Source organism: Micromonospora sp. NPDC049004 (assembly GCF_040649315.1).
In the GTDB taxonomy this organism is placed as follows: Bacteria; Actinomycetota; Actinomycetes; order Mycobacteriales; family Micromonosporaceae; genus Micromonospora.
This window is the reverse complement of sequence record NZ_JBEZFG010000010.1, coordinates 23,967-50,439: the sequence shown is the minus strand read 5'-3', so window position 1 is coordinate 50,439 and position 26,473 is coordinate 23,967. Positions and strand designations below refer to the sequence as shown.

Here is a 26,473-nt window from a genome sequence, read left to right as displayed (position 1 = left end):
ACGGCGATCCGCCACTGGAAACATCGAGCCGATACTTGGGAGCGCTCCCAGGTTTTGCCGCACCACCGCACACCATCACCGTTCCTCTTCCCGTCCCGGAAGGACTCCCCGTGACGCCATCCCGACGCCGCCTCCTCCTGGCCGCGGCGACCACCCTGGCCCTCACCGGCGCGGGCGCCGGCGCGGCCCACGCCGACCCTCCACCGGACGCCCCCGAGCAGATCGACAACGGCGACTTCAGCGCCGGTGTGAGCCCCTGGTTCTCCTTCGGCACCGGCGCCCTCGCGGTCACCGACGGCCGGCTCTGCACCACAGTCCCCGGCGGGCTGGCCAACCCCTGGGACGCCGGCATCGGCCAGGACGGGGTGCCGCTGATCGCGGGCGCCGAATACACCCTCGGCTTCGCCGTCTCCGCCACCCCCGGCGCGGCGGTCAAGGCCGTGCTGCAGCTCGGCAGCGCCCCGTACACGACGTACGCCGCCGTGGACGCCACCGCGACCGGCACTGCCCAGCGGGTCGAGCAGACCTTCACCGTCCCGGACGACAACCCGAACGCCCAGCTGATCTTCCAGGTCGGCGGCAGCGCGCAGGCGCAGACCATCTGCCTGGACGACGTCTCGCTGCGCGGCGGCGAGCCGCCCGCGCCGTACGAGCCGGACACCGGGCCGCGGGTGCGGGTCAACCAGGTCGGCTACCTGCCCGGCGGCCCGAAGAACGCCACAGTGGTCACCGAGTCCACCGCGGCGCTGCCCTGGCAGCTGCGCTCGGCCGCCGGCGCTGTCCTGGCCAGCGGCACGACCACCACGCGCGGCGTCGACGCCGCCTCCGGGCAGAACGTGCAGACCGTCGACTTCTCCAGCTACCGCACGCCCGGCAGCGGGCTGACCCTGACCGTCGACGGCGAGACCAGCCACCCGTTCGACATCTCCGGCACCCTCTACGACCGGCTGCGCGCCGACTCGCTGCAGTTCTTCTACGCCCAGCGCAGCGGCATCGCCATCGACGGTGACCTGATCGGCGACGAGTACGCCCGCCCCGCCGGTCACCTCGGCGTGGCCCCCAACAAGGGCGACACCAACGTGCCCTGCCAGCCCGGCGTCTGCGACTACTCGCTCGACGTGCGCGGCGGCTGGTACGACGCCGGCGACCACGGCAAGTACGTGGTCAACGGCGGCATCGCCACCTACCAGCTGCTCAACACGTTCGAGCGGACCAAGACGGCGGCCACCGCCGACGGCGGCGCGGGGCTGGCCGACGGCTCGCTGCGGGTGCCCGAGCGCGGCAACGGCGTGCCGGACATCCTCGACGAGGCCCGCTGGGAGCTGGAGTTCCTGCTGCGCATGCAGGTGCCGGCCGGCAAGCCCCTCGCCGGCATGGTCCATCACAAGATCCACGACCAGAACTGGACCGGCCTGCCGCTCGCCCCGCAGGACGACCCGCAGCCACGTGAGCTGCACCCGCCGTCGACCGCGGCCACCCTCAACCTGGCCGCCACCGCCGCCCAGTGCGCGCGGCTGTTCGCCAGCTACGACGCGGCGTTCGCCGGCCGGTGCGCCACTGCCGCGAAGACGGCCTACGCCGCTGCCAAGGCCCATCCCGCGGTGTACGCCAGCCCCAACGACGGCACCGGCGGCGGCGCGTACGACGACGGCAACGTCACCGACGAGTTCTACTGGGCAGCCGTCGAGCTGTACCTGAGCACCGGGGAGCAGTCCTACCTGACCGACCTGAGCGCCTCCTCGCACCACACCGGCGACGTGTTCGACCCTCGGGGCTTCGGTTGGCAGAGCGTCGCGGCGCTCGGCCGCCTCGACCTGGCCACCGTGCCGAACGGCCTGCCGGCCGCCGAACTGACCCGGGTCCGCGCCTCGGTCACCGGTGCCGCCGACGCGTACCTGGCCGAGCTGCGCCGGCAGGCGTACGGACTGCCGATGCCCGGTGACGCCGCCAGCTACTTCTGGGGCGGCAACAGCAGCATCATCAACAACGCCATCGTGCTGGCCACCGCCTTCGACCTGACCCGCAACGCCACCTACCGCGACGGCGCCGTCCAGGCGATGGACTACATCCTCGGCCGCAACGCCCTGAACATCTCGTACGTCACCGGCTGGGGCGAGCACAACGCCCAGAACCAGCACAGCCGGATCTTCGGCCACCAGCTCAACCCCGACCTGCCCCGCCCGCCCGACGGCTCCCTCGCCGGTGGCGCGAACGCGGCCCTGCAGGATCCGTTCGCGGCGCAGCTGCTCGCCGGCTGCAAGCCGATGTTCTGCTACGTCGACGACATCAACTCGTACTCGACCAACGAGGTCGCGATCAACTGGAACTCGGCGTTGGCCTGGATCTCCTCGTTCCTGGCCGACCAGGACGAGGCCGGCGCGGTGCCGGCCTCCACCTGCTCGGTGAGCTACGCCAACTACGGCGCCTGGGAGGGTGGCACCGGCTTCACGGGGCAGCTGACCGTGCGCAACACCGGCGCCACCGCCGTCAACGGCTGGACCGTACGGTTCGCGTTCACCGGTGACCAGCGCGTCCGGGAGGCATGGCTGGCGAAGGTCACCCAGGCCGGGGCGACGGTGACGGCACGCAACGAGTCGTACAACGCCAAGATCGCGCCCGGCGGCACTGTGACGTTCGGCTTCAACGCCACGACCAACGGCGGCGCCAACCCCAAGCCGGGTCTGGTCACCGTCAACGGAAACCCCTGCTCGCTGTCCTGAGCAGGCACGGCTGGTGGCCGCCCTCCCCCCGGGCGGCCACCAGCTCGGCTGGCCCCGCGTACCTACCATCACGAACATGGATGGACGAACGTGGCTCCTGACCGGGGCGGCGGCAGCCGTGGTGCTGGCCGTCCTGGCGCTCTTCGCACTGCGGCGCAGTCGCCGGGCCCGGACCGACGGACCCGAGGAGACGATGCGCCGAGCGCGCCAGGCGATCCGGGCCAGCGGGTACGAGCAGCGCCGCCAGCGCCGTGGCAGTCTGCGCGGCAAGGGGTACGGCGGCGACGACAACCAGGCCTACAACAGCGGCGTCGCCAGCGACTCCGGCGGCACCCCCTGACACCCGCTTCCACAGTCGATGTGACGGGCAGCGGCATCGGACGGCAGAACGGCCCGCACCCGGCAGGTGCGGGCCGTTTCAGCGTGCCTCAGGGTCTGCGTCTCGCGCCCGGTGCGGTCGGTGCTCACGGCCACCCGGCCGCAGACGACTGCGCGGCACGGGCGCGCTGACCCACGGCACAACCGGGGCGCTGCAGCCAGGCGCTGCGGATCGCGCAGGTCGAGCTGCCGGACGCGCTGCGGATCGTGGCACGAAGGTTGTCGTACACCTGTTCTATTCTCGATCCATGGTGGAGGAGTTGACGCAGGCCGAGGCGGCGGTCGCCGCGTGCGTCGACGCCCCGGCCTGGGCACTCACCGAGCCCGACCTCGTCGCGGCACTCGACACCGCCCACCGGCTCGAGCAGCGCCTGGCGGCCGTGCAGCTGGCCCTGGTGCGTGAGCTGGACGGTCGCGGCACGGCCCAGGCCCAGGGCGCGTCCTCGACGGCCGTCTGGTTGCGTGACCGGCTACGACTCACCGTCTCCGCCGCCCGCCGGCTGGTCGACCTCGCCGGCGCGCTGGACGCCGGAGCGCCGGGGGTGCGCGCCGCTCTGGCCAGCGGCGACATCAGCGTGGAGCAGGCCCGCGTCATCGGCGACACGGTCCGCACCGTGCACAACGCCGCAGGCGCCGAGGCCGCCGACAAGGCCGTCGGCGTGCTGGTCGGGTGGGCCGGGCAGTTCGAGCCGACCGTCCTGCGCAAGCTGGGCACCCGGATCCTCGACCACGTCGCCCCGGAAGTCGCCGACGCCGCCGCCCGGGCCGCGTTGGAGGCCGAGGCCCGCCGCTGCGACCGGGACCGGCACGTCACACTGTCCGAGTTGTCGGACGGCCGACTGCGGCTCAGCGGCACCCTGGACGCCGAGGCCGGCGGCCTGCTCCGCGCCGCGATCGACCCGCTGACCGCGCCATCCGGCCCGGACGACGCGCGCACTCCCGGGCAACGCCGCCACGACGCGCTCGCCGACCTCTGCCGCCTCACCCTGCGCACCGGCGAGCTACCCGAACACGGCGGCGAGCCCGCACAGATCGTCGTCACCACCAGCTTCGACACGCTGGCCCGGCAGCTCGACGCCGGCACCCTCGACACCTGCCCCCGTCTCACCCCGGAGACGGTCCGCCGCCTCGCCTGCGACGCCGCCATCCTGCCCGCCGTCCTCAGCAGCACCAGCCAGACCCTCGACGTCGGCCGGCAACGCCGCCTCATCACCGGCCCACTCCGCCGAGCACTCGTCCTGCGCGACCGCGGCTGCGCCTTCCCCGGCTGCGACCGCCCACCCCGCTGGTGCGACGCCCACCACATCCACCACTGGGCCGACGGCGGCAACACCAGCCTGACCAACGCCGTGCTCCTCTGCGGCCACCACCACCGACACATCCACCACGGCGACTGGACCATCCGCCCCGGCAACGACGGCCACCCCGACTTCATCCCACCCGCCTGGCTCGACCCCGAACAGATCCCCCGCCGCAACGTCTACCACCAGCGGACGTGACCAGAGCCCACCCCGACCAGGCACGAAGAGCCCGACCCCGGAGCTCCTGCCACCGCGGCGTGCGGTGTAACGGGCGTCGCGTCGTTCGGGACCGCCAACTCCGCCCGGCCTGCCTAGCGTCGCCACCGTGACTGTCAACAGCGACACGTTCGAACGGGCCACCGGGAGCAACCGGGCCACGCACCGCGCCCAGGTCACCGACGGCGATCTCGCCACCCCCGGCGACCGGGTCATCGACTTCGCCTCGGCCGTGGTCATCGCCCGCTGATGCGGGGCGTCTCGCCGCTGCCGCCGTCCGGGCGGCTGCGCACGCTCTCCCTCGCGACGTTGGCGAACACCGTCGGCTCGGGACTGTGGCTGACCGGCGCCGCCATCTATCTCACCCGGGACGTGGGGCTCTCGGCCGCGCAGGTGGGCGTCGGGCTCAGCGTCGCGGGGCTGGTCGGTCTGACCGCGAGCGTGCCACTCGGCGGTCTGGCCGACCGACGTGACCCGCGTACGCTGCGGGCCGTCCTCCAGGTGCTGCAGGCGATCGTCGCGGCAACGTACCTGCTGGTCGGCTCGTTTGCGGTGTTCCTGGTCGTCGCGGTGCTCGACCTGCTGCTGGCCTCGGGCAACCTCGCGGTCCGCGCCGCGCTGGTCGCCGCCGTCGCCGGCCCGCAGGGCCGGGTGCACGCCTTCGCCACGCTACGGGCGGTGGCGAACCTGGGCATCGGGGTCGGGGCGGGTCTGGCCGGGTTCGCGCTGGCCGCCGACACGCACCTGGCGTACCAGATCCTGGTGGCCGGCAACGCGGCCACCTATCTGGTGTCGGCGGCGCTGCTGTTGCGGCTGCCGGCCTGTCCCCCAACCGCGCAGCGCCGGGCCGCGCCGGCCCCCACCAAGCAGCCATCGACCGCGCCGGCCCCCACCGCGCAACCCTCGTCCGCGCGGCCCTCGGTGCCGGCCCCGACCATGCCGGCATCGACCGCGCCGGCTCCGACCATGCCAGCCCCGACCGCGCCGGCCCCGACCATGCCAGCCCCGACCGCGCCGGCCCCGACCATGCCAGCCCCGACCGCGCTGGCCCCGACGGCCGCTGCCCACCGTGGGCGGCCGCTGCGTGACGGCCGCTTCCTCGCGGTGAGCGGCGCGTCGGCGGTGCTCGCCCTGCATCAGACGATGCTCACACTGGTGGTGCCGCTCTGGGCGGTGACAGTGGTCGGAGCGTCCCCGCCGGTCGTGTCGGCGGTACTGCTGACGAACACGGTGCTCACCGTCCTGCTGGCGGTGCGGTTGAGCCGGGGCGCGGACACCGCCGCTCCCGCGGCGCGGACGATGCGCCGGGCCGGCCTGGTGCTGGCCGCCGCGATGCTGCTGTACGCGGCCACGGCCCGCCTGCCCACCACTGCGGCCGTCGCACTGCTGCTGGTCGCCACCGTCGTCTACACCGCCGGTGACCTGTGGCACTCCGCTGGCGGAGCGGGACTCGCCTACGATCTCGCTCCGCCGGACGCGGTGGGCGCCTACCAGGGAGCGGACGGCATGCTGGCCGGTCTGGCCCGTGCCGTCGGCCCGGCCCTGTTGACGCTCGTGGTGCTCGACGGCGGGATGCCCGGCTGGGTGGCCGTCGGTGCGCTCTTCGCCGCGGTGGGTCTGGCCAGCCCCGCGCTCACCCGCTGGGCCCTCGCCGGCCGCCTCGCGACGCCGCCCCCGGCAACGCCGGGCGGCGCTGGCCGGGTAAGCGGTGGCCAGCCTCCCGGCCGCCGCGACGCCGTGCCGGACCAGCCGGTGAACGATGCCGGCCGCCTCGCGACGCCGCCCCGGACCGGCCGGTGAACGGTGACCGGCCGATCCTGCGATGGGCAGGACCGGCCGGTCAGCGGCGTTCGGGACCGGTCAGCCGATCTCCTCGTCGACGAAGCACCAGCGCCAGGCCTCGCCCGGCTGCGCCGAGCGGATCACCGGGTGGCCGGTGGACGCGAAGTGCTTGCTCGCGTGCTGGTTCGGCGACGAGTCGCAGCAGCCGACCTGGCCGCAGCTCAGGCAGGTACGCAGGTGCACCCAGTAGGTGTCGCCGCTGGCGACGCAGTCGGCGCACTCGTCGGGGGTGCGCGGTTCGGCAGTGCCGGCCTCGGTCAGGTGCTGACAACTCACTGCTCGACCTCCTGCCGCAGCAACGACTCTTCCAGGTCCAGGTCACGATAGGCCCGCACCAGCACCTCCTCAGGAATTCGACCGGCGTCCCGGGCGGCCCGGAACACGTCCCGCTCGGCGTCGATCATCTCTTGTCGCAGCCGACCGTACGCCTGCGACGGGGTTTCCCGCTCGTCGCCGCCGAGCCGTTCCCAGGCCATGTTGGTGCGGTCCTCCTGCACCCGGCGCAGCCGATCCACCACGGATCCCGGCGCGCTCTCGGCCAGCTCCTCCAACCGGTCCCGTGCGGCCCGGCTGGCCTGCTGCTGCACTCCGGCTGCCGACAACGCGTCCTGCACCGGGTCGTCCTGGGGGAGCTTCAACCGTCGGGCGACCAGCGGCAGCGTCGCGCCCTGACCGACCAGGGTGACCACGATCACCGCGAAGGCCAACCAGATGAACAGGGCCCGGGGGTACGCCTCGTCGTCGGCCAGGGTCAGCGGGAGGGCCAGGGCGGCGGCGAGCGTCACCACGCCCCGCATTCCGGCCCAGCCGATGATGATCGGGACCTTCGGTGACGGGGCCGCGTCCCGGCGGCGGATCCGGGGGACCAACCGGGCCAGGTAGGTGGCGGGGAAGAGCCAGACGAAGCGGGTCAGGAAGACGGTGGCGAGCACCCCGAAGGTGATCAGGACGAGTGAGCCGGTGGGCTCGTCGAGCTCGCGCAGCACCTCCCGCAGTTGCAGCCCGACCAGGAGGAAGACCAGTCCTTCCAGCAGGAACCGGACCAGCCGCCAGAACGCGCCGACCTGCAACCGGGACGCCGCCGACAGCAGTTGCGGCAGTTTGTGCCCGAGCACCAGACCGGTGACGACCACCGCGACCACGCCGGAGGCGTGCAGGTGCTCGGCGGTGAACACCACAGCGAACGGGATGATCAACGACAGGGCGTTGTCCAGCAGCGGGTCGCTGATCCGCCGGTGCAGGAAGCCGAACACCAGCGCCCCGAGCGCCCCGATCAGGATGCCGCCGCCGGTGGACCGCAGCACTTCGAGGGCGATCCGGTCGGTGCCGACGGCCGTGCCGATGGAGGCCATTGTCGCGACCCGCAGCAGCACCAGTGCGGTGGCGTCGTTGACCAGGCTCTCCCCCTCCAGGATCGTGACCACCCGGCGGGGCAGGCCGACGCGGCGGGCGACGGCCGTGGCGGCCACGGCGTCCGGCGGTGCGACCACCGCGCCGAGGGCCAGGCAGATCGCGAACGGGACCTGCGGCAGCAGCAGGTGCAGCACGACGCCCACCGCGAACGCGGTGAACAGCACCAGGCCCACGGCGAGCAGCAGGATCGGCCGGATGTTGTTCTTGAACGCCGGCACCGACGTGTCCAGCGCGGCGACGTACAGCAGCGGCGGCAGGATGCCGATCAGCACCAGCTCCGGTTCGAGCTCGATGTGCGGGAAGCCCGGCACGAACGAGAGCGCCAGGCCGAGCACGACCAGCACGATCGGCGCGAGCAGGCCGAGCCGGCGGGCCAGCGCCGCGCCGAGGGTGGCGATCGCCAGAAAGACGACGACCGGAAACAGGCTTTCCATGGGGTACGAGCCTAGGGGTCGGGCGAGCGACGCCCGATCAGCCCGCCGAGCGCAGCTTGGGCAGCACCTCCGCGCCGAACGCGTCGATGAACCCGCGCTGCTCCTGCCCCACGTGGTGCAGGGCGATCTGGTCGAAGCCGAGCGCCGCGTACTCCTGGAGCCAGCCCACGTGCCGGCCCAGGTCGGCGGAGATGTTCACCACCTGGGCGATCCGCTCGGGCGGCACGTCGGCCGAGACCACGTCGAAGTGTTCGACGGTCTCCAGGTCCCAGCAGACCGGAGGAGTGAAGACGTTGCTGCGCCACTGGTCGTACGCGAGCGCCTCGGCCTGCGCCTGCTCCGGCGCCCAGGAAACATGCACCTGCAGGTGCAGTGGACCGCGCCCGCCGGCGTCCCGGTACGCGTCGATCATCTCGCGCAGGTGCTCCACCGGCGCGTTCACGGTGATCAGTCCGTCGGCCCACTCGGCGCACCAGCGGGCGGTGGCCACGCTGACGGCCGCGCCGACCAGCGCGGGCGGCTCTTCGGGGCGGGTCCACAGGCGGGCCCGGTCCACCCGGACCAGACCGTCGTGGCTGACCTCCTCGCCGGCCAGCAGTGCCCGGATCACGTCCACGCACTCGCGCAGCCGGGCGGCGCGGACATCCTTGCGCGGCCACGGGTCGCCGGTGATGTGCTCGTTGCTGGCCTCGCCGGTGCCGAGGGCCGCCCAGAACCGGCCCGGGTACATCGCGCCGAGGGTGCCGATCGCCTGCGCGATGATCGCCGGGTGGTAGCGCTGACCGGGGGCGTTGACCACGCCGAACGACATGCCGGTGGCCTGCAACGCGGCGCCCAGCCAGGACCAGGCGAAGCCGGACTCACCCTGCCGGGTGCTCCACGGGGAGAAGTGGTCGGAGCACATGGCGGCGTCGAAGCCGGCCCGCTCGGCGTGCATCACCGCCTCCAGCAGGGCGCGGGGTGGGATCTGCTCGTGGGAGGCGTGGAATCCGAACGACGTCATGGGCGCACTTCCTACCCATGACGCCGTCAGGTGATGCGTACCGCGCGGGAAGCTACTCGGCGTGCGCGCCGGCACCGGCCGACGCGGCTCCCTCACCCACCCAGACCGTCTTGATGTTGCAGAACTCCCGCATGCCCAGCTCGGACAGCTCCCGGCCGTAGCCGGAGTTCTTCACGCCGCCGAACGGCAGCTCCGGGTAGGAGGTGGTCATCCCGTTGATGAAGACGTTGCCGGCGTCCAGGTCGGTGGCGAAGCGCTCCTGCTCGGCCGCGTCCCGCGTCCAGGCGTTCGACCCGAGGCCGAAGCTGGTGCCGTTGGCCACCTCGATCGCCTCGGCGTACGAGGACACCCGGTACAGGCCGGCGACCGGCCCGAAGACCTCCTCGGACCACATCCGCATCTGCGGGGTGAGGTCGGTGACCACCGTCGGCGGGTAGAACCACCCGTCGCCGGCGGGCAGCTCGCCGCCGCAGAGCACCGTGGCGCCGTTGTCCGCCGCGTCGCGCACCTGTGCGTGCACCTCGTCGCGACCGCGTTCGCTGGCCAGCGGACCCACGTCGGTGCCCGGCTCCATGGGGTCGCCGACGCGCAGCGCGGCCATGTTGGCGGCGAACTTCTCGGCGAACGCGTCGAAGACGTCGGTGTGCACGATGAACCGCTTGGCGGCGATGCAGGACTGGCCGTTGTTCTGGCAGCGGGCCGTGGTGGCCACCTCGGCGGCAGCGTCGATGTCGGCCGAGGGCATCACCACGAACGGGTCGCTGCCGCCCAGCTCCAGCACTGTCTTCTTCAGCTCCCGGCCGGCGATCTGGGCGATGGAACGCCCGGCCGCCTCGCTGCCGGTGAGGGTGGCGGCGCGGACCCGGGGGTCGGCGAGGATCCGCTCGACGGCGTCCGAGCCCACCAGCACTGTGGTGAACGCCCCCTCGGGAAAGCCGGCGCGACGGAACACGTCCTCCAGCAGCAGCGCCGTCTGCGGCACGTTCGAGGCGTGCTTGAGCAGGCCGGTGTTGCCGGCCATCAGCGCCGGCGCGGCGAAGCGCATCACCTGCCACAGCGGGAAGTTCCACGGCATCACCGCGAGCACCACGCCGATCGGCTGGTAACGGATGAACGCCCGGGTCGCCTTCACGGCGGCGGCGTCGGCCGGCTGGTCGGCGAGGAACGCGGGCGCCTTGTCGGCGTAGAAGCGGGCGGCGGTGGCGCACTTGGTCACCTCGGCCTGCGCCGCGACGTACGTCTTGCCCATCTCCGTGGTCATGATCCGGGCGATCTCGTCGCGCTCGGCGTCCAGCAGGTCGGCGGCGGCGTTCATCCACCGGGCGCGCTGGTCGACGCCTGTGCCGCGCAGCTGCTGGTACGCGAGGTCGGTGCGCTCGATGGCGGCGTCGAGCTGTTCGGTGGACATCGCCTCGTAGGTCTTGAGCACCTGTCCGGTGGCGGGGTTGGTGGTGGCGATGTGGGGCATCTCGTCCTCCTGTCACTCGAACAGCGAGTGTCGTACGCCTGGCTCCTCGCGGCGGCGAGCGGCGCGGCGGCGCTGGATCACGACCAGGTCGACCACGGCGACGACTGCGAAGATCGCGCAGAGCACGCCGAGCCAGGCGAGCCCCGCCCAGAACGCCAGCACCGCGAACAGCACCATGATCACCAACCCGAAGCCGGCGAGGGTGAGCCGGAGGTTCAGCGCGCTGTACGCGTGGCCGACCGTGCCACGGGCACGCCGGGGCTGCGATCTCGTCATACCTCCTGACCTACCCCCGATCGGCGCCGTTAACCGGCAGCCATCGCCCGCGCTGGTGGCGCTTATAGCACTCCCGCAGCTCGTTCGACGGCACTCGGCCACATACCCGACAGCAACTTCCCGCCCGACCACGTCCAGCGCATACAGTTACCGCGCTGTCGCTCTGTGCTGCTAGACGGGGGATGTCATGCCTCGACGCTGGGTTGCCGCCCTGGCCTGTCTCGCCGCGCTTGTGGCGCTGGCCTGCGAGGGAGGCACGTCGGCCTCCCCCCGTCCGACGAAGAGCGCACCGTCGTCCGGCGGGCCTGGCGGCATCGCCGCGCTCGGCGACTCGATCAGCACCGGCTTCGCCTCCTGCCTGGTGCTCACCTCCTGCGAGCGCAACTCCTGGTCGACCGGGGACGGCCTGCGGGTGCAGAGCCACTACCGGCGGCTGCTCGACCAGAATTCCGCGATCCGCGGCAAGGCGTACAACCACGCCCGGCCCGGCGCGCGCGCCGACGCCCTCGAAGGCCAGGCCCAGGCGGCCGTACGCGACCGGGCCGACTACATCACCGTGCTGATCGGCGCCAACGACATCTGCCGGGGCGGGGTGGACGCGATGACCCCGGTGACGCAGTTCCGGGCCGACGTCGACAGGGGTCTGCGGGTGCTGCGGACCGGCCGGCCGAAGGCCCGGGTGCTGGTGGTGAGCATCCCCGACCTCTACCGGCTCTGGGAGGTGGGGCACGGCGACGCGCGGGCGGCACGCGCGTGGCGGCGGGGCATCTGCCCGGCGCTGCTGGCCAACGCGACGTCGACGGCGCCCGCCGACAAGGCCCGCCGGGCCGCCGTGCGGGCCCGGATCGACGCGTACAACGCGCAGTTGGTGGCGGCCTGCCGGGCGTACGGCTCGCGCTGCCGGCACGACGGGGGCGCGGCGCACAAGGTCCGCTTCACCCTGGACCTGCTCAACCCGCTGGACTGGTTCCACCCCAACGCCACCGGTCAGGGTCGGCTGGCCGAGGTGACGTGGCGCTCGTCCGGCCTGGCCGACTGAACCACCCGAGGGTGGTTCAGGAGCGGCGAGGCTCCGGGACGGCGGTGCCGCGCCGGCCGTAGAGCGCCCGGGAGCGCTCGGCGAGGTCCTTGGTGGCGGACGAGTTGGCCCACGTGCCGAGCACTATCGCCGCACCCGGGACGATCTTGGCGACGAGTCGCTTGGCCGCCCGGACGCCGGCCATCTGGGCCAGCCGGACGCCGAGCTGCAACATGACCCGCCCGAGCGGGCGCTGGCCGCCCAGGCCGAAGAGCGCGTCGGCGCGTTCGCGGCCGGCGGCCACCCCGAGCGCCAGGCGGGCGCTCTCGGCGACCTTGTGCACCCGCTGGAGCACGAGCAGGTCGGTGGCCCGGTCGCTGTGCAGCGGGTCGACGTCGTACGCGGCGGCGATGTGCAGGACCATGCGCGCCTGGGTCCAGGCCAGCACGCCGACGTCGAGGACGGCTCCGGGCAGCCCGGCCGCTCCGGAGACCGCCCCGGACAGGCGAGCCAGGTTGACGAACTTGCGGGCCGCCTGGTCGGCAAGGACGTCGGACGAGACACCGGGGTGCTCGCTGCGGGCGCGGGCGGCCCACTGCGCGGCCTCCGGCCCGAGCCGGCGCACCGCCTCCAGGGCGAGGTGCTCCGGGGCGTACTGCGGATCGTCGCGCATCCGGTCCCAGAGTCGGGCCGGCGGCCCCTCGGGCGCGGCCACCGGCACGGCCGGCAGGCCGGCCGATGGCTCGGGCGTGGACGCGGCGGGCTGACCGCCGGCGGGCGGGGTGTCGGTCACCGGGTCTCCCCAGGGGTGGGTACGGGCAGGATGGCCGGTGGCGCGGTCAGCGGCGGCGGTTGGACAGTCGCGCCGCCAACCCCTTGAGCTTCTGCTGGTTGTCGGGCTTGGCCAGCTCGCGCCGACCCCGGTCCACCAGCTGCTGACCCTTGGGCGATCTCAGGAAGGTGCTGATCCGCTGCATCAAAGACATAACGTCCTCCTGTCGGTGATCCCTCAGTCATGTGTACCCCGAACCCGCAACGGATGTACCCGGGACGCGACAGGCTCAACCCTCACCGTCCACAGTGGTCGGTAGGCTACCGCCCGGCCGGCACGATGGCGTCGACGACCCGGGTGGCCCGCCACTCGTGCTGCTGGTAGTGCTCGGGGTACGCGGAGACCTGCACCGCCTGCGCGGCGTCGGTGAGCCGCATCTGCTGCCAGCCGGGCACCTGCTCCAGCGCGCTGAGGAACTGCCGAGTGGCGAACTCGGGGTCCATCAGCCGGCCGACCGGGCCCCAGCCGCTGCTGGAGCGCTGCTGGAACAGACCGACCGAGTCGTGGTCCCAGCCGACGCCCTGGTGCGGGTAGTTCTGCGACTCCGGCAGCACGCCGCTGGCGACGTTGTAGAGGTTGCTCTCCTGCATGGCTGTCGCCACCGCGATGACCAGGCCACGGCGCGGGACGCCCATCTTGCGTCCGGTGCGGACGATCGCCTCGGCGTTCTCCATCTGGTCGTCGCTCAGGCCGACGACCGGCGCCGGGTCGGTCGGCTGAGCCGAGGCGACCTTGCGGGCACGCGCGGTGGTGTCCGGGTCGGCGGAGGTAGCCGAGGCGGACGGGGTGGCAGAGGGGGTGGCGGCACGGTCGAGAGAGCGGGAAGCGCTCTGCTGCTCGGCGCGCTGCGCCAGCTCGGTGCTGCTGTCGGCACGCGTCGCCGCGCCGGCGGTCTCGTCGCGGACCTGTGCGACAGCGGCCAGACCGAGGCAGCAGACCACGCCGGCGGCGAGGGCCACCTGGGCGCGGCGCCGACCGGTCAGGTCGCGGGCGTACGCCCGAAGCCGACTCGCGGCGGTTGTCCGTTCGGCTGAGGTGCCTTCCTCCGTTTCGGTAGTGGGGCTGCTCGGGGCGTACGGGTCGTCGAGGGTGCCGTCGTCACGCATCAACCGAGGCTAGGCAGGCGGAAACCCCGATCACGCACAGTGATCACGTGGCCCTCGCCACAGAATCAGGGTCTCCGGGTGGACGAGCGGGGCGGCTCGACCCGCCCGGGGAACGGACCTCGCGTACCGGAGAAAACCGGCGCGGCACGTGGGCCGGCACGGACGGCGACAGGGACGGACATCGGGCCGCGAGGACCGACATGATCGACAAACTCGGCCTTTGGGCCGAACCGCCCATCGGCCGAACGACGTAATCGGGTGGTTCGTCCGATCACGCCAGCCGACGGTCGACGGATCGCCCGACGCAGGAATGCGCCAGGATGGCGGGTACGTTGCCCGAATCGGGTGCCGTCCACCGTGTCGGCATCCGCGTAGGCACATTTCAGGGAGGTCCGCACCGGTGCTCGACCCACACGAGCTCTATCAGCTCACCGACGATCTGCCCGACCTCGGGCAACCGGTCCTGGTCCAGGCCCTGACCGGGTTCGTGGACGCCGGCAACGCCAGCCGGCTGGCCCGCGAGCAGCTGCTCACGTCGCTCGAGGGCCGGCCGATCGCCACCTTCGACGTGGACCAGCTCTTCGACTACCGCTCCCGGCGACCGGTGATGACCTTCGTCGAGGACCACTGGGAGAGCTTCGACGCCCCCAAGCTGGAGCTGCACCTGCTGAACGACGACGACGAGACACCCTTTCTGCTGCTCACCGGCCCCGAGCCGGACCTGCAGTGGGAGCGGTTCACCGCCGCCGTCGCGGGGCTCGCCGCCCGCTTGGACGTACGCCTCACCGTCGGGCTCAACTCGATCCCGATGGCGGTGCCGCACACCCGGCCGACCGGCGTGACCGCCCACGCCACCCGTCCGGAGTTGATCAGCGGGTACGAGCCCTGGCTGCAACGGGTCCAGGTGCCCGGCAGCGTCGGTCACCTGCTGGAGTTCCGCCTCGGCCAGCAGGGCCGCGACGCGCTCGGGTTCGCCGCGCACGTGCCGCACTACGTGGCGCAGACCGAGTACCCGGCCGCTGCCGAGGTGCTCCTGAGCGCGGTGTCGCGCAGCACGGGGCTGCTGCTGCCCGGCGACGGGCTGCGCTCGGCCGCCGAGGTGGTCCGGGTGGAGATCGACCGGCAGGTCGCCCAGACCGAGGACGCCGCAGCCCTCGTCCAGGCCCTGGAGGAGCAGTACGACGCGTTCGCCCGCGGTCGCGGCGAGCGGAACCTGCTCGCCCCCGACGCCGGTCCGCTGCCCACCGCCGACGAGCTCGGCGCGGAGCTGGAACGGTTCCTGGCCGAACAGACCCGTCCCGGCGACACCCCGGGCAGCTGACCCGGCGACACGGCAGCGGATGCGGCAGGGTGGAGACATGCGCCTGGCGACCTGGAACGTGAACTCGGTGAAGGCCCGGCTGCCCCGGCTGTTGGAGTGGCTGGCCGGCACCGGGCCCGATGTCGTCTGCCTGCAGGAGACGAAGTGCCCGGACGGCGCCTTCCCGGTGGCCGAGGTGGGCGAGCTGGGCTATACCGTGGCCAGCCACAGCGACGGCCGCTGGAACGGGGTGGCGATCCTGTCCCGGGTCGGCCTGGACGACGTCCGCGTCGGCTTCGCGGGTGAGCCGGGCTTTCCCGCACCGGAGGCCCGCGCGATCTCCGCCACCTGCGACGGGCTGCGGGTCTGGTCGGTGTACGTGCCCAACGGCCGCACGCCGGACGACCCGCACTACGCGTACAAGTTGGCCTGGTTCGCGGCGCTGCGCGACGCGTTGGAGGCGGAGCTGGCCGGCGGCCCGCCGCTGGCCGTCTGCGGCGACTTCAACGTCGCACCGACCGACGCCGACGTCTGGGACCCGGCAGTGTTCACCCACTCCACGCATGTCACCCCGGCCGAGCGGGCCGCCCTGGCCGCGCTGCGCGACCTCGGGCTCAGCGACGTGGTGCCGACCCCGATGAAGGGGCCACACCCGTTCACCTACTGGGACTACCGCGCCGGTATGTTCCACCAGAACAAGGGCATGCGGATCGACCTGGTGTACGCCTCGGCCCCGTTCACGCGGGCGGTCCGCTCGGCGTACGTGGACCGGGAGGCCCGCAAGGGTAAGGGCCCCTCCGATCACGCCCCGATCGTGGTCGACGCCGATCTGGTCCCCGCCGTCGAGGCGTTCTGAGCGCCGGCGCTCCCGCGGGAGGGCGCCGGCGCTGGCTAGGGTGGGCAGATGGCAGTCGTGAAGATCAACGCAATCGAGGTTCCGCCGGGCGCGGGCGCCGAGTTGGAGAAGCGGTTCGCGGCTCGGGCGGGCGCGGTGGAGAACTCCCCCGGCTTCCTCGGCTTCGAACTGCTCCGCCCGGTGGCTGGGGAGACCCGCTACTTCGTCTACACGAGGTGGGAGAGCGAGGAGGCGTACCAGGCCTGGGCCTCCGGCCCCTCCCGCGAGGCCCACGCCGCCGCCCCCGGCGACAAGCCCCGCCCGCCGGTGTCCAGCGGCGCCAGCCTCCTGGAATTCGAGGTCGCCCTGCACGTCCCTGCGCCCTGACCCACCTGCCGACGATCCTGGGCTCGTCGGAACCCCGCCCGGGCGGTGACCTGCGCTGATAGCGTCCGGCCATGTTCGACGGGTTCGAAGAGTTCGACATCCCCACGTCCGGCGCGACGATCCACGGACGCCGGGGCGGCAGCGGGCCACCCGTGCTGCTCCTGCACGGCATCCCGGAGACGCACCTCATGTGGCACACGGTGGCGCCCCGGCTCGCCGAGCACTTCACGGTCGTCGCCACCGACCTGCGCGGCTGGGGAGACAGCGGCACACCGCCGAGCACCGCCGATCACGAGCCGTACAGCATGCGCGCCATCGCCCGTGACCAGATCGAGGTGATGCGGCACCTGGGTCATGACCGGTTCCACCTGGTCGGCCATGATCGCGGGGCCCGGTGCGCGTACCGTCTCGCGCTGGACGAACCGGACGCCGTCACCCGGCTGGCGGTCATGGACGTCGTGCCGGTCGGGGACGTCTACAACCGCGCCGACAAGGCGTTCAGCCTCTCCTACTGGGTCTGGTCCTTCCTGGCGGCGCCGGCGCCGGTGCCCGAGCAGTTCATCGGCGCGGCGCCCGCCGTGCTCGTCGACTACATGCTCGGCACCTGGCCCAAGGTGAAGGACGCCTTCCCGGCCGAGGTGCGGGCGGCGTACGTCAGGCAGTTCAGCGACCCTGACACCGTCCACGCGATCTGCGAGGAGTTTCGCGCGGCCGCGACCCTGGACTACCAGCAGGACGAGGCGGACCGCGGCAACCGGAAGATCCTCTGCCCGCTGCTGTTTCTCTGGAGCCAGGAGGGTCAGGTCGCGAAGCTCTACGACGACCCGATCGCGATCTGGCGGGAGTGGGCCGACGACGTACGCGGCGGGCCGGTGCCGGTCGGGCACTTCATCCCGGAGGAGGCCCCCGACGAGACGGTTCGCCAGCTCCTGGACTTCCTGCGCTGACGCGGCCCGGCCGTACTGCTTGATCCACTCGGGTTCGGCGAAACCGGTCTGTCCGGGTCGGCCGGACACCGCGACTTCAAGGATTCCGAGTCGATCAAGCGCCAGGGTTCGTCCGAGCAGGCGGGCGGGCGGGCCGGGTCCGTCTCACGGCTTGCGCGACGACTGGAGGGTGGCGAACGCGATCACGTTGTCGGCGTAGCCGGTGCGACCGCCGATGAACTGGCCGCCGCAGGTGATCAGCCGCAGACCGGCGGGGCCGTCGTGGCCGTAGATCCGCTCGGCGGGCAGCCGGTCCTTCGGGAAGTGCTCGACGGTGTCGACCTTGAACACCACAGTCGACCGGTCCGCCCGGACCACCTCGATCAGGTCACCGGGCTTGAGCTTGCCCAGGTCGTAGAAGACCGACGGGCCGCTCTTGGTGTCCACGTGCCCGACGATGACCGCCGGACCGGGCTCGCCGGGCGTCGGCCCACGGTCGTACCAGCCGGTCTCGTTGTGCCGTTCCAACGGCGGTACGGCGATCGTGCCGTCTCGCGCCTGCCCGACGGGCGCCACCGGCGCCTCCACCTTGATCGCCGGGACGGTGAGCCGCACCGGGCGACTGGCCGACAACCCGACCGTCTCGCTGCGCGGTGGGCGGTCACCGCCCGCCGGGGTCCAGTCGAGCGGGCCGACCGAGCGGCCCAGCCCCGCCCCGGTGGCGAAGACCCCCGCCAGCACCAGCACCACAGCCAGCGGCACCGACCAGGGGCTACGGCCCGACGGACGGCTGCGCCGAGGAGCGACGGCGGTCGGCGGCCGGCTCGCGACCGGTGGTCTTTCGGAGGCCGGTGGTCTTTCGGCGACCGGCGGCCGCTCGGCAGCGACTCGCGAATCGCGCGCCGGACGCGAGCCAGCGGGCGGACGCGAGCCAGCGGTCGGCGCCGCGCCGTCGGGTGCCCACGAACCGGCGGGCGGGCCCGAGCCCGTGGGCGGGCGGGAGCCGGCGGGGGGTGGCGTGGGGCGGAAGATCTCCATGGCGGGCTCAGTGGCGCGCGACGCCACGGACGGTGCGCGGCCGACGCAGGGCCACCACGGCGAGGATCAGCCCGGTGATGGTGAGCGCCGCACCGCCGGGCAACAGCAGCTTGCCGGTCATCCCCCCGGAGGTGCCGCCGAAGCCGGTGGCCGGGCCCCGGCTGGGCTGGGGGGACGGCACCTTCTTGACCACCTGGAGCATCGTCGACGCGGTCTCGCCGTCGCGGCACTCCAACTTGACCCGGTAGTTGCCGGGACGGGTCCGCTCGCGCACCATCGGCGCGGCGGTGAGCACGCCGCGCTGCGGTTGCACGCCGACGGCGCCGAACGCGTCGGAGACGACTGTGGCGCCCACCGAGTTGTCCCGACAGCTGGCCCGGATGCCGACCAGGTAACCGGGCTGCACCGTGCTGGGGCTCACCTCGACGAAGACGTCCACCGGGCCGGGCTGCGGTGCGCCTCCGGGTTGACTCTCGGGCTGACCCCCGGGCGCCGGCGCGGCGAGCACCGACGCGGCGGCCACGGGACCGCCGGCAGCGGGTGCGGCGTGTGCGGGGGCGGCGGCCAGCAGGGGGCCGGCGAGCACGGTCACCACCGACAGGGTCACGCCGCCGCCGGTCACTGCCACGATGCCCCCTCTCGACGCCGTAGGACCGCGCCGGGCAGCGGACCGCCCGGCCTGCCGTACCAGATCGATCCTCTCATTACCTGTCGCACATCACATCCGATCCGCGGACGACGTCGCGTACGCTCGGGTCGCTGTGACCACCACCGACCCTGACCCCGCCGCCGCCCCGCCCGCGGGCCGGACGATCCGCACCTTCCACCCCCGACGGGGCCGGATGAGCGGCCGCCAGACCGACGCGCTGGAGCGGCTCTGGTCGACCTACGGCCGGGACGTGTCGGGCGAGCCCGTCGACCTGACCGCCCTGTTCGGCCGCCGGGCCCCGGTGGTGCTGGAGATCGGCTCGGGGATGGGCGACAGCACCGCCGCGATGGCCGCCGCCGACCCGGATCGAGATTATCTGGCGGTCGAGGTGCACACGCCGGGAATCGCGAACCTGCTCGACCTGGTGGACCGCGGTGGCCTCGGCAACGTACGGGTGGCCGAGGGCGACGCGTTGGAGCTGGTCAGCGGCCTGCCCGAGGGTGTCCTGGACGCCGTACACATCTTCTTTCCCGACCCCTGGCCCAAGGCCCGCCACCGCAAGCGGCGGATCATCCAGCCGACGCACGTGGCGCTGCTGCGCTCCCGGCTGGTTCCCGGCGGGACGCTGCACTGCGCGACCGACTGGGCCGAGTACGCCCAGGCGATGCGGGAGACCCTGGACGCCGACCCGGAGCTGGTCGACGCGTACGGCGGCTTCGCGCCGCGTCCGGCGCACCGCCCGGTGACGAAGTTCGAGCGGCGGGCGATCACCGCGGGGCGGCCGGTCGCCGACCTGATCTACCGCCGACGGTGACGAGCCGGCCCGGACGGGTGCCCGCCGGAGGTCGGGTTGGCGCGCGGGGGCATGATCCAGGCACCATGGACGGGATATGACGCTCACCGCCGCGCTGCCGACAAGCGCCGACCCCGACACCCTCTTCGACGCGTTCGCCAGTTGGGCGAAGGAGCGCGGCCTCGACCTCTACCCCCATCAGGAGGAGGCGGTCATCGAGATCGTCTCCGGCGCCAACCTGATCATGAACACGCCCACCGGCTCGGGCAAGAGCCTGGTGGCGATCGCGGCGCACTTCGCGGCGCTCGCGGACAGCCGGACGACCTTCTACACCGCGCCGATCAAGGCCCTGGTGTCGGAGAAGTTCTTCGCGCTCTGCGAGGTCTTCGGCGCCGAGAACGTCGGCATGCTCACCGGCGACGCCAGCGTCAACGCCGACGCCCCGATCATCTGCTGCACCGCGGAGATCCTGGCCAACCTGGCGCTACGCGAGGGCGCCAAGGCCGACGTCGGCCAGGTGATCATGGATGAGTTCCACTTCTACGCCGAGCCCGACCGGGGCTGGGCCTGGCAGGTACCGATCATCGAGCTGCCGCAGGCCCAGTTCGTCCTGATGTCCGCCACCCTCGGGGACACCACCCGGTTCGTCGACGACCTGACCCGACGCACCGGGCGGCCGACAGCCGTCGTGCGCTCGGCGGAGCGGCCGGTCCCGCTGATCTTCTCGTACGCGATGACGCCGCTGCACGAGACGCTCGAAGAGCTGCTGGAGACCAAGCAGGCCCCGGTGTACGTCGTGCACTTCACCCAGGCCGCCGCGCTGGAACGCGCCCAGGCGCTGATGAGCGTGAACGTCTGCACCCGCGCCGAGAAGGACATGATCGCCCAGGCGATCGGCGGCTTCCGGTTCACCTCCGGCTTCGGCAAGACGCTGTCCCGGTTGGTCCGGCACGGCATCGGCGTGCACCACGCCGGCATGCTGCCCAAGTACCGCAGGCTCGTGGAGACCCTCGCCCAGGCCGGCCTGCTCAAGGTCATCTGCGGCACCGACACCCTCGGCGTCGGCATCAACGTGCCGATCCGCACCGTGCTCTTCACCGGCCTGTCCAAGTACGACGGGGTGCGCACCCGGCTGCTCAAGAACCGCGAGTTCCACCAGATCGCCGGGCGGGCCGGCCGGGCCGGCTACGACACCATCGGCCGGGTCGTGGTGCAGGCCCCCGAGCACGTCATCGACAACGAGAAGGCCCTCGCCAAGGCCGGCGACGACCCCAAGAAGCGCCGCAAGGTGGTCCGCAAGAAGCCGCCGGAGGGCTCGATCGGCTGGGGTCAGCCCACCTTCGACCGCCTCGTCGACGCCGAGCCGGAGCCGCTGACCTCCAGTTTCCAGGTCAGCCACTCGATGCTGCTCAACGTCATCGGCCGCCCCGGGGACGCGTTCACGGCGATGCGGCACCTGCTCACCGACAACCACGAGGAGCCGGCCGCCCAGCGCCGGCACATCCGCCGGGCCATCGCCATCTACCGGGCGCTGCGCGCCGGCGGGGTGGTCGAGGAGCTGCCCGAGCCGGACGAGACGGGCCGGCGGATCCGCCTCACCGTCGACCTCCAGCTCGACTTCGCCCTCAACCAGCCGCTCTCCCCCCTCGCCCTGGCCACCATCGAGCTGCTCGACGCCGAGTCCCCGTCGTACGCGCTCGACGTGCTCAGCGTGATCGAGTCGATCCTCGACGACCCCCGGCAGATCCTCTCCGCACAGCAGTTCAAGGCCCGCGGCGAGGCCGTCGCCGCGATGAAGGCCGAGGGAATCGAGTACGAGGCACGCCTCGAACTGCTCGACGAGGTGACCCACCCGAAGCCCCTGGCCGAGCTGCTGGAGGCCGCGTACGAGATGTACCGGCAGGGCCACCCGTGGGTCGCCGACCACCAGCTCTCCCCCAAGGCCGTGGTCCGCGACATGTACGAGCGGGCCATGACCTTCACCGAGTACGTGCAGTTCTACGGGCTGACCCGTTCCGAGGGGCTGGTCCTGCGCTATCTGGCCGACGCGTACAAGACGCTGCGCCAGACCGTGCCCGAGGACGCCAAGACCGAGGAGCTGATCGACCTCATCGAGTGGTTGGGCGAGCTGGTCCGCCAGGTCGACTCCAGCCTCATCGACGAGTGGGAGCGGCTGCGCAACCCGTCCGACGTGGCCGAGGTGGCCCAGGCGCACGCCTCGCTGAGCGACCGGCCACCCGCGGTGACCCGCAACGCGCGGGCGTTCCGGGTGCTGGTGCGCAACGCGCTGTTCCGCCGCGTCGAGCTGGCCGCGCTGCGCCGCTGGGACCTGCTCGCCGAGCTGGACGCCGAGGACGGCTGGGACTACGACGCGTGGGCCGACGCCCTCGCGCCGTACTTCGAGGCGTACGACTCGATAGGCGTCGGGCCGGACGCCCGCGGCCCGGCGCTGCTGATGATCGAGCAGGGCCGGGAGCGGTGGACCGTCCGGCAGATCTTCGACGACCCGGACGGCGACCACGACTGGGGTATCAGCGCGGAGATCGACCTCGTCGCCTCGGACGAGGTCGGGGCGGCGGTCGTCCGGATCACGGACGTCGGCCAGCTCTAGCCACCGTTTCGACAGGGGGTCGTCCGCACGCCGGGCGGCCCCCTTTGTCGCGTCTTCCGCACCTCCGTTTTCACTGGGCGATGTCAGGGGTGTCGATTAGAATGTATGTACTAATACCGCTCCTGAACTGGGAGGACGCCCGTGACCGCGCCCGCCTCCACGCCCCTCACGCCGTACGCCACGTTGCTCGGTTTCACCCGCTACGTCGACCGCACCGGCCCCACCAAGGCGACCTTCGTGGGCGGGCTGCGCAAGCAGCGCGCCAGCCGGTCCGGCTTCAACCCGCACGGCCAGTTCGTCAAGGCGCTCAAGGCCGACATCGCCTTCCACACCGGCGGCACCCACCTGGCCGGGGTGGCCGACATCGTCAAGCCACGGTGGCGCCCGCTCTACCAGGCCCTGGTGCCCGGTGCCACGGCCTGGCTGCACTCCCTCGGCGATCCGGCCGCCATCGACCTCGCCCAGACCCGCGACGCCCTGGCCATGCTGGGTGACCTGCCCGTCAAGATCAACCCCCATTTCGGGGTACGCCACGCCGACGGCCGCGCCGAAGCGGTCCGCCTGCACTTCGACGAGGCCCCACCGAGCGAGGAGTCGGTGCTCGCCACCCTGCACCTGATGGCCCGTCACATGGACGCGGTCCTCCCGCACGCCGAGCCGGTCCTGGTCGACGTCCGCCGGGGCCAGGCCCACCGCACACCCGCCGACGCCAAGCCCGACCAGATCGAGCGATGGCTCTCCGGCGAAGCCGCCGCCTTCCGCGCCATCTGGTCCACCGCCGCCTAACCACCACCCCACGCCCGCGTCCGCCTCGCAAGATCGCGCTCGATCCAGGATGTAGTGGCCTCCTCCGACGGGGAGGCCACTACATCCATGTTCGAGCGCGATCATGGGGACAACGATGCGCACCGACGCCGGCCCGGCGACGGTGGTTATCCACAGGGGCAGCGTGGTGCGCGCGGATTCGACCAGCCTGAAGCCATGCCGAAAGCTCCTCGTCGGCCGCCGCAGTTGCGGGGTCGGGTCTTCCGTGGCTCGACCGCCGTCTCGCGAGGCCTGCTGACCCGCAACGACCTCCGCAGCTCGGCGTGGCGACCGCTCTTTCGGGACGTCTACGCCGATGCCCAGGTCACCGTCACCCACACCATCAGATGCGCCGCTGTCGGACGCTGGTTGGTCCCGCCCGGCGCCGCCATCGCGGGGCGTGCTGCCGCCGCCCTCTACGGCTGCACACAGCCGATCGCGAACGAGCCGGTCGACGTCCTCGTTCCCGCCGCCACCCGAATCGGCCCGAGCGCCGGCATCCGGGTCCACCACGCGGAGATCGACTCCGGCGACACCGTGGACCGGGCCGGGATCACGGTGACCAGCCCGGCGCGTACCTGCTGGGACCTGGCCCGTTGGCTCGACGTGATCGAGGCGGTGGTCGTCATCGACGCCATGCTGGCGAGCCGGCTGACGACCACGCCAACCCTGCGCGAGTACGCGCTGAGCCGGGCCGGACGACGCGGCTGGCGGTCGCTGCTACGCGCCGTCGACCTGGCCGACGCGGGCGCGGAGTCCCCTCAGGAGTCGCGCACCCGGGTACGGCTGGTGCTCGCCGGCCTGCCGCGACCGGAGACGCAGTGGGTCGTGGCCGAGCAGGACCGGTTCGTGGCCCGACTGGACCTGGCCTGGCCGCAGTTCAAGGTCGCCGTGGAGTACGACGGACTCTGGCACGACGATCCCGAGCAGTTTCACCGGGACCGCCGACGCCTCAACCGACTGCTCGGCAGCGACTGGATCGTGCTCCACCTGACCGCCAAACGCCTCCGGGACGACTTCGACGGGTTCCTCGCCGAGGTCCGAGCCGCGTTGCGAACCCGCTCGCGCTTTCCTCGGTGACGGTGATCGCGCTCGAACATGGAAGTAGTGGCCTCCCCGTCGAGGGAGGCCACTACTTCATGGATCGAGCACGATCATGGCCGGCGCGCGGGGTGCGCGGCTGGTCAGGCGGCCGGGAGGTACTTGGCCAGGTCGTCGAGGATCTTGTTGGCGGCGCCGACGCCGATGCCGGTCATCCAGACCTCGTCGGAGACCGGGTACGCCTTGCCGGCCTTGACCGCGCCGAGGCCCTTCCAGAGGGTGCCGCCCGCCACCTTGGCCTGCTCGGCGGCGGCCTTGTCGCCGTACGCGGTCACGAAGATGACGTCGCCGTCGACCTCGTTGATCCGCTCGGGGCTGACCAGGTCGAAGCGCTTGTCCTCCTTGTTGGCCAGCATCTGCCGCTCGGGGCGGCCGAGGCCGGTGTCGCCGACGACGATGCCGGAGAAGGAGTCCGGGCCGTACACCCGGATGTTGCCCGGGATGAAGCGCACGATCGACACCTTGCGGGCGGCGGGGTCACCGAGGGTGGCGCCGAAGTCCTTGGCCCGCTTCTCGTACGCGCCGAGCAGGTCCTTGGCCTGCTGTTCGCGGCCGAGCGCCTTGCCGTCGAGCAGGAAGTTGTCCTTCCAGGTGATGCCCACCTTGTCGGTGAACACGGTGGGCGCGATGGCGGCCAGCTCGTCGTAGAACTTCTCCTGGCGGAACTTGCTGCCGAGGATGAGGTCCGGCTTGAGCGCGTTGATCGCCTCCAGGTCGGGCTCGGTGAGCACCCCGACCTCCTTGATGCCGGTGAGCTTGTCCGCACCGAAGTACGTCGGCCAGCTCTTCGCCTCACCTGCGGTGGCCGCGCCGACGGGTGTGATGCCCAGCGAGAGCGCCGTGTCGATCTTGTCGGTGTCGAGCACGACGACGCGCTTGGGGTCGGCCGGGACCTTGGTGGTGCCCATGGCGTGGGTGATCTCCCGGGTCTCCCCGGTGGCGGAGCCGGCGACCGGGTCGCTCTCACCGCAGGCGGTGAGGCCGGCCCCGAGGGCGACGGCCGCGGCGAGAGCGGCGACGAGACGACGCATCAGAGTCCTTTCGAGGGGTAGGTGCCGGCGAGCGGGGTCGCCGCGTCGCCGGTGGCGGGTCGGGCGTCCGGTACGGACGCCGTCAACGATTCGGGGTCGCCCACCGCAGCTGACCCGGTGGCCGGGCTAGCGGAGCCGCCGGCCGGAGAATCCGCGCCGGCAGCAGGCGTGGCCGGATCGGCGGCGGGAGCAGCGGCCGGGGCGGCGTGGCCGCCGGTGTGGGCGGGCACCACCAGCGGGGCTCCGGTCACCGGGCAGGGGACGACGACGCAGGCCAGCCCGAAGACATCCCGGACCAGGTCCGCGGTGAGGATCTCCCGGGGCGGCCCGGCGGCCACCACCGCGCCGGCGCGCATCGCGATCAGGTGGTCGGCGTAGCGGGCAGCCTGGTTGAGGTCGTGCAGCACGGCGACCACGGTGCGGCCCCGCTCGACGCGCAACCGGTGCAGCAGATCCAGCACCTCCACCTGGTGGGCCAGGTCGAGGAAGGTGGTCGGTTCGTCCAGCAGCAGGGCGTCGGTGTCCTGGGCGAGGGTCATGGCGATCCACACGCGTTGCCGCTGGCCGCCGGAGAGGCTATCCACGGGCCGGTCGGCCAGGTCGGCCACGTCGGCCAGGCTCATCGCCTCGTCTACCGCCGCGGCGTCGGTGGACGACCACTGCCGCCACCACCGCTGGTACGGCTGCCGGCCGCGCCCGACCAGGTCGGCCACCGTGACGCCCTCGGGTACGAGCGGGCTCTGCGGCAGGACGCCGAGCCGGCGGGCCACGTCGCGGGTGGGCAGGTCACGGATGGCGGTGCCGTCCAGCAGGACCGTGCCGCGTCGCGGGGTGAGCAGGCGGGCCATCGTGCGCAGCAGGGTGGACTTGCCGCAGGCGTTGGGGCCGACGATGACGGTGAACGCGTCGGTCGGCAGGTCCAGGGTGAGCCCGTCGAGCACGGTCCTCTCGTCGTAGCCGACGACCAGGTCGCGGGTGGAGAGCATCACAC

At 72.6% G+C, this 26,473-nt stretch carries 26 protein-coding genes; 14 read left to right on the top strand and 12 right to left on the bottom strand.

The window, feature by feature from the left end; all coding sequences use genetic code 11:
* The first annotated feature begins 110 nt into the window (after positions 1 to 110).
* From AB0B97_RS26625 to AB0B97_RS26605, 5 genes are all read left to right on the top strand, one after another.
* On the top strand, positions 111 to 2,720 hold the full coding sequence (locus AB0B97_RS26625; RefSeq protein WP_357497429.1) for a glycoside hydrolase family 9 protein: 2,610 nt from the start codon (positions 111 to 113) through the stop codon (positions 2,718 to 2,720).
* A 76-nt stretch (positions 2,721 to 2,796) separates the two neighbouring features.
* Positions 2,797 to 3,060 carry a hypothetical protein gene (locus AB0B97_RS26620; protein WP_357497427.1) on the top strand — a complete coding sequence of 88 codons (264 nt, stop codon included), beginning with the start codon at positions 2,797 to 2,799 and terminating at the stop codon, positions 3,058 to 3,060.
* Between the two features lie 286 nt (positions 3,061 to 3,346).
* Positions 3,347 to 4,597, top strand: a complete 1,251-nt coding sequence (locus AB0B97_RS26615) for a DUF222 domain-containing protein (protein ID WP_357497425.1) — start codon at positions 3,347 to 3,349, stop codon at positions 4,595 to 4,597.
* 127 nt (positions 4,598 to 4,724) lie between these two features.
* Positions 4,725 to 4,865, top strand: a complete 141-nt coding sequence (locus tag AB0B97_RS26610) for a hypothetical protein (RefSeq protein ID WP_357497423.1) — start codon at positions 4,725 to 4,727, stop codon at positions 4,863 to 4,865.
* Positions 4,865 to 6,415, top strand: coding sequence for an MFS transporter (locus AB0B97_RS26605; protein ID WP_357497421.1), 1,551 nt, complete (start codon positions 4,865 to 4,867; stop codon positions 6,413 to 6,415). Before AB0B97_RS26610 ends, AB0B97_RS26605 begins: the two co-directional genes overlap by 1 nt.
* Before the next feature lie 60 nt (positions 6,416 to 6,475).
* Here AB0B97_RS26605 and AB0B97_RS26600 read toward each other — a convergent pair whose 3' ends face one another.
* From AB0B97_RS26600 to AB0B97_RS26580, 5 genes are read right to left on the bottom strand one after another with little or no spacing between them, the layout of a single operon-like run.
* Complete coding sequence (locus AB0B97_RS26600) at positions 6,476 to 6,733, bottom strand: UBP-type zinc finger domain-containing protein (RefSeq protein ID WP_234587817.1); 258 nt, start codon at positions 6,731 to 6,733, stop codon at positions 6,476 to 6,478.
* Positions 6,730 to 8,304, bottom strand: a complete 1,575-nt coding sequence (locus tag AB0B97_RS26595) for a Na+/H+ antiporter (RefSeq protein WP_357497419.1) — start codon at positions 8,302 to 8,304, stop codon at positions 6,730 to 6,732. Before AB0B97_RS26595 ends, AB0B97_RS26600 begins: the two co-directional genes overlap by 4 nt.
* Positions 8,305 to 8,341: 37 nt before the next feature.
* The gene (locus AB0B97_RS26590; protein ID WP_234587821.1) at positions 8,342 to 9,307 is read right to left on the bottom strand and encodes a TIGR03885 family FMN-dependent LLM class oxidoreductase; all 966 of its coding nucleotides are present in this window, start codon (positions 9,305 to 9,307) and stop codon (positions 8,342 to 8,344) included.
* 52 nt (positions 9,308 to 9,359) lie between these two features.
* Complete coding sequence (locus AB0B97_RS26585; protein WP_357497417.1) at positions 9,360 to 10,775, bottom strand: NADP-dependent succinic semialdehyde dehydrogenase; 1,416 nt, start codon at positions 10,773 to 10,775, stop codon at positions 9,360 to 9,362.
* 12 nt (positions 10,776 to 10,787) lie between these two features.
* Positions 10,788 to 11,051: a DUF6343 family protein gene (locus AB0B97_RS26580; RefSeq protein WP_354858297.1), complete on the bottom strand. Its 264-nt coding sequence runs from the start codon at positions 11,049 to 11,051 to the stop codon at positions 10,788 to 10,790.
* A gap of 187 nt (positions 11,052 to 11,238) precedes the next feature.
* Between AB0B97_RS26580 and AB0B97_RS26575 the strand changes: the two genes are divergently transcribed.
* Entirely contained in the window at positions 11,239 to 12,090 is an 852-nt protein-coding gene (locus AB0B97_RS26575) for a GDSL-type esterase/lipase family protein (RefSeq protein WP_357497415.1), read from the top strand.
* 16 nt (positions 12,091 to 12,106) lie between these two features.
* On the opposite strand, the gene AB0B97_RS26570 is transcribed toward AB0B97_RS26575, so the two are convergent.
* The 3 genes from AB0B97_RS26570 to AB0B97_RS26560 form a co-directional block, all read right to left on the bottom strand.
* Positions 12,107 to 12,862, bottom strand: a complete 756-nt coding sequence (locus AB0B97_RS26570) for an EcsC family protein (protein WP_357497413.1) — start codon at positions 12,860 to 12,862, stop codon at positions 12,107 to 12,109.
* Between the two features lie 46 nt (positions 12,863 to 12,908).
* Positions 12,909 to 13,055, bottom strand: coding sequence for a hypothetical protein (locus AB0B97_RS26565; protein ID WP_007457988.1), 147 nt, complete (start codon positions 13,053 to 13,055; stop codon positions 12,909 to 12,911).
* A gap of 106 nt (positions 13,056 to 13,161) precedes the next feature.
* Positions 13,162 to 14,007, bottom strand: a complete 846-nt coding sequence (locus tag AB0B97_RS26560; RefSeq protein WP_357497411.1) for a peptidase M23 — start codon at positions 14,005 to 14,007, stop codon at positions 13,162 to 13,164.
* A gap of 400 nt (positions 14,008 to 14,407) precedes the next feature.
* Here AB0B97_RS26560 and AB0B97_RS26555 point away from each other — a divergent pair, with 400 nt between their 5' ends.
* From AB0B97_RS26555 to AB0B97_RS26540, 4 genes are all read left to right on the top strand, one after another.
* Positions 14,408 to 15,328 (top strand): PAC2 family protein, encoded by a 921-nt coding sequence (locus AB0B97_RS26555; protein ID WP_234587836.1) that lies wholly within the window; start codon positions 14,408 to 14,410, stop codon positions 15,326 to 15,328.
* 37 nt (positions 15,329 to 15,365) lie between these two features.
* The gene (locus tag AB0B97_RS26550; protein WP_357497408.1) at positions 15,366 to 16,163 is read left to right on the top strand and encodes an exodeoxyribonuclease III; all 798 of its coding nucleotides are present in this window, start codon (positions 15,366 to 15,368) and stop codon (positions 16,161 to 16,163) included.
* A gap of 48 nt (positions 16,164 to 16,211) precedes the next feature.
* Complete coding sequence (locus tag AB0B97_RS26545; RefSeq protein ID WP_234587840.1) at positions 16,212 to 16,529, top strand: antibiotic biosynthesis monooxygenase; 318 nt, start codon at positions 16,212 to 16,214, stop codon at positions 16,527 to 16,529.
* Between the two features lie 71 nt (positions 16,530 to 16,600).
* The gene (locus tag AB0B97_RS26540; RefSeq protein ID WP_357497406.1) at positions 16,601 to 17,476 is read left to right on the top strand and encodes an alpha/beta hydrolase; all 876 of its coding nucleotides are present in this window, start codon (positions 16,601 to 16,603) and stop codon (positions 17,474 to 17,476) included.
* A gap of 144 nt (positions 17,477 to 17,620) precedes the next feature.
* On the opposite strand, the gene AB0B97_RS26535 is transcribed toward AB0B97_RS26540, so the two are convergent.
* On the bottom strand, positions 17,621 to 18,217 hold the full coding sequence (locus AB0B97_RS26535; protein WP_357497404.1) for a class F sortase: 597 nt from the start codon (positions 18,215 to 18,217) through the stop codon (positions 17,621 to 17,623).
* A 283-nt stretch (positions 18,218 to 18,500) separates the two neighbouring features.
* Positions 18,501 to 19,124 carry a hypothetical protein gene (locus AB0B97_RS26530; protein ID WP_357497798.1) on the bottom strand — a complete coding sequence of 208 codons (624 nt, stop codon included), beginning with the start codon at positions 19,122 to 19,124 and terminating at the stop codon, positions 18,501 to 18,503.
* Between the two features lie 130 nt (positions 19,125 to 19,254).
* On the opposite strand from AB0B97_RS26530, the gene trmB reads away from it, so the two are divergent.
* From trmB to AB0B97_RS26510, 4 genes are all read left to right on the top strand, one after another.
* Positions 19,255 to 19,956, top strand: a complete 702-nt coding sequence (gene trmB, locus AB0B97_RS26525; protein WP_357497402.1) for a tRNA (guanosine(46)-N7)-methyltransferase TrmB — start codon at positions 19,255 to 19,257, stop codon at positions 19,954 to 19,956.
* A gap of 76 nt (positions 19,957 to 20,032) precedes the next feature.
* Positions 20,033 to 22,546 (top strand): DUF3516 domain-containing protein, encoded by a 2,514-nt coding sequence (locus AB0B97_RS26520; protein ID WP_357497400.1) that lies wholly within the window; start codon positions 20,033 to 20,035, stop codon positions 22,544 to 22,546.
* A gap of 141 nt (positions 22,547 to 22,687) precedes the next feature.
* Positions 22,688 to 23,332, top strand: coding sequence for a hypothetical protein (locus tag AB0B97_RS26515; protein WP_357497398.1), 645 nt, complete (start codon positions 22,688 to 22,690; stop codon positions 23,330 to 23,332).
* A 195-nt stretch (positions 23,333 to 23,527) separates the two neighbouring features.
* Complete coding sequence (locus AB0B97_RS26510; protein ID WP_357497396.1) at positions 23,528 to 24,430, top strand: hypothetical protein; 903 nt, start codon at positions 23,528 to 23,530, stop codon at positions 24,428 to 24,430.
* Between the two features lie 104 nt (positions 24,431 to 24,534).
* Here the strand turns inward: AB0B97_RS26510 and AB0B97_RS26505 are convergent, their stop codons facing one another.
* Both AB0B97_RS26505 and AB0B97_RS26500 read right to left on the bottom strand, forming a co-directional pair.
* On the bottom strand, positions 24,535 to 25,482 hold the full coding sequence (locus tag AB0B97_RS26505; protein WP_234587856.1) for an iron-siderophore ABC transporter substrate-binding protein: 948 nt from the start codon (positions 25,480 to 25,482) through the stop codon (positions 24,535 to 24,537).
* On the bottom strand, positions 25,482 to 26,468 hold the full coding sequence (locus tag AB0B97_RS26500) for an ABC transporter ATP-binding protein (protein ID WP_357497393.1): 987 nt from the start codon (positions 26,466 to 26,468) through the stop codon (positions 25,482 to 25,484). Before AB0B97_RS26500 ends, AB0B97_RS26505 begins: the two co-directional genes overlap by 1 nt.
* Positions 26,469 to 26,473: the final 5 nt, after the last annotated feature.